Origin of the sequence: Colwellia sp. 12G3 (assembly GCF_002836775.1) — a bacterium.
GTDB lineage: Bacteria > Pseudomonadota > Gammaproteobacteria > Enterobacterales > Alteromonadaceae > Colwellia.
The window spans coordinates 1-2542 of the sequence record NZ_PJAQ01000040.1; the positions used below are offsets into that span (position 1 = coordinate 1).

General features: G+C 35.8%; 4 protein-coding genes. All 4 read left to right on the top strand.

The genetic code is table 11. The features are described from left to right. The first annotated feature begins 21 nt into the window (after positions 1 to 21). Entirely contained in the window at positions 22 to 627 is a 606-nt protein-coding gene (locus CXF71_RS10100; RefSeq protein WP_101232841.1) for a DUF998 domain-containing protein, read from the top strand. A 159-nt stretch (positions 628 to 786) separates the two neighbouring features. After that, a complete protein-coding gene (locus CXF71_RS10105; protein WP_101232838.1) occupies positions 787 to 978 on the top strand; it encodes a DUF3185 family protein in 192 nt (63 codons plus the stop codon). Between the two features lie 139 nt (positions 979 to 1117). After that, positions 1118 to 1564 carry a hypothetical protein gene (locus tag CXF71_RS10110; protein ID WP_101232839.1) on the top strand — a complete coding sequence of 149 codons (447 nt, stop codon included), beginning with the start codon at positions 1118 to 1120 and terminating at the stop codon, positions 1562 to 1564. Positions 1565 to 2039: 475 nt separating this feature from the next. Beyond that, positions 2040 to 2519 carry a GNAT family N-acetyltransferase gene (locus CXF71_RS10115; RefSeq protein WP_157826735.1) on the top strand — a complete coding sequence of 160 codons (480 nt, stop codon included), beginning with the start codon at positions 2040 to 2042 and terminating at the stop codon, positions 2517 to 2519. Positions 2520 to 2542: the final 23 nt, after the last annotated feature.

Consider the following 2542-nt stretch of genomic DNA (forward strand, 5'->3'; position numbering starts at 1 on the left):
TTTACAAAAAGGATTTTGGTAGTGTTTGAAAGTATTGCGATCTATTCAGGGTTAATTGCAACAATCTGGATCTTCATTGGTGTTTATGTAGCAAGCCAATTTTATAATGGTTACAGTCATTCTAAACAATTCTGTAGTGAATTGGGTGCAACAGGCAGCCCAACAGAAAAATTGTCACCCTTAATTAATAATTACCCTCTAGGCTTTCTCTTTTGCTTTTTCGGTTGGTATTTGGCGCAGCTATCAAGTGTTTCAATTTTAATAAATATTGCGGGTTGGTTGGTTATAGCTCATGGCATCGGTACATGGGTAGCGGGGTATTTTCCTATGGACGCTGATCCATTTACTAAGAATCCAACTTTTAATTGTAAGGTACATTCTTGGGCTGGTTTTATTATGTTACTTTCGCTAGTTGTAGCACCAATATTAGTAGCGGTAAGTCCAACAACAGAAGTTATCCCTCTATATTTCCGTATTTTTTCAGTTGGCTCTGTTATCGCTGCTGTTTATTATCTATTTGCTATGGCTAAAGCCGTAAAATCTCAAAGTAACCCTGGAATTCATCAACGTATTTCTTATGGCTTTCAGTTAATTTGGCTAAGTGCTTTTTCATTAGTGTTAGCGTAATTGTAAACTAACAAGCTGTTAAACAAGGACAAAAAACAGTTGGTTTTTGCTCCTTCGTCGCTAATTTTAACCAACTATTTTTTGCCTGTTAACAGGGCGTTATGTGTTTAGATAGGTATCAGTGTAATTCAACTGTATTTATACCAACTAGGAATGACAATGAATAATAAAATTTTAGGTATCGTACTCATTATTACAGGTGCTGCTTTAGCTATGTGGGGTTACAATATTTATGATTCAGCTAGCTCTCAAATTAGTCGTACACTAAGTGGGGATACGCCTATTGAAGCTTGGGCAGGTATGGTTTGTGGTGTCATTAGTGTTTTAATTGGTATCACGAGGTTAAAGTAAAACAGTTTGGTGGCATTAAACACATAACAAGCTGTTAAAGCGGGACTAAAAACAGTTTGCTCGGTTCCGCTTCGCTTCACATTTAAGCAAACTAATTTTTAGCCCCTTAACGTGGGCGTTATAAATACATGGAGGTTTGATGCAATATCTAAGTTTATTTGTTCTTTTACTTTTTTCTAATTTAGTTTCAGCATCAGAAACTGGAGTAAATATAAGGGTTTTTGACTCCATTATCACGCTTCCATCATCATGTATTTTATACGTTAAACCCTCATTGAGTTCTCAGCGAATTAAGTATATCTGCGAGTCAAATATTGGCGGTTATTCTCAAATGAACCTTATCTTTTCAGAGTTCAAATCAAATAAAATCAACGAATTAAAATCAGAAAAGGGTATTAGCAATTTTAAAATCACTACGTTAGGTACTCTTACTTATTATACCGCAGAGCTGTCTGAAACAGTGGGAACTACTTCAATGTCAAAGCTGAGGTTACTATGCGACAACAATTATTGCGCTCATATTGTCGGTGGTAGTAAAAAACAAATACAGGAATTAGCAAAACAGTTTGGTGTTAAGTATTTATAACAAGCTGTTAAACAAGGACAAAAAACAGTTGGTTTTTGCTCCTTCGTCGCTAATTTTAACCAACTATTTTTTGCCTGTTAACAGGGCGTTAGTTGCACGCACTAAATCGGTATTATTTATTTGCTAGTTTAGTGTTTAACACGTAGTTTCGTGTCTGGTTCAATCTTTGGTTTGGCAATGGAAGTGCCTTCAAATAATCACTTCATCTTTGCCCAATCCAGTTTTCGCCTTTCACTTTTTTAAGTCTAATAAATTTTAGTTTCTAAGGCTCAAAATCAGGTTTTAGTGTGTAGTGCGGGTTTGCGTTTTTTGCATCTTCCGTTTATCCATTTAACATGGTAACTTATTGTAAAAATGGTGCTTTTAACAAGCAGCAACTAACAAGGCAATCAAGCGGGACACGTAACAGTTGGCTAGGTTTCGCTCCGCTACACATTTTAGCCAACTATTACTTAGCCCCTTATTGGGGCGTTATGTGTGTTCGATTACTGGGAGTTTTATTATCGTTGTTAGGGAAGCAAATCAATATGATATTTGCTGTATTCAAAAATTACTTGAGGCACTTGCACAAGATGGAAATGTCCATGTTCTTGAAGAGCAAATAAACTTCTTCCGAGATAGTGGTAACAATTTTTTGTTAGTTGCTGAAGTAAGTGGCGCTGTAGTCGGAACAGTTCAATTAAACATCTGCCCTGATGCAATGTATAAGACACAACCATATGCACTAATAGAGAACATTATTGTCGAACAAACATCAGAGAAACAAGGGATAGGTAAGGCGCTTTTAAGTAAAGTTGAAGAGATCTGTGTTATCAATAATTGTTCAAAAATTATGTTATTGAGTTCTAGCCAAAGAAGTGAAGCACATAACTTCTTTGATAAAGTAGGCTATTCAGGTTCTACTAAAAAAGGCTTTGTGAAGTACGCTTCATTGTTTAATGTAAAACACACATAACAAGAAAATCAACAAGGACACGT

What these genes read in the sequence shown, in the direction of transcription:
- CXF71_RS10110 (WP_101232839.1), top strand. Translation starts at nt 1,118, where the DNA reads ATGCAATATCTAAGTTTATTTGTTCTTTTACTTTTTTCTAATTTAGTT.
- CXF71_RS10105 (WP_101232838.1), top strand. Translation starts at nt 787, where the DNA reads ATGAATAATAAAATTTTAGGTATCGTACTCATTATTACAGGTGCTGCT.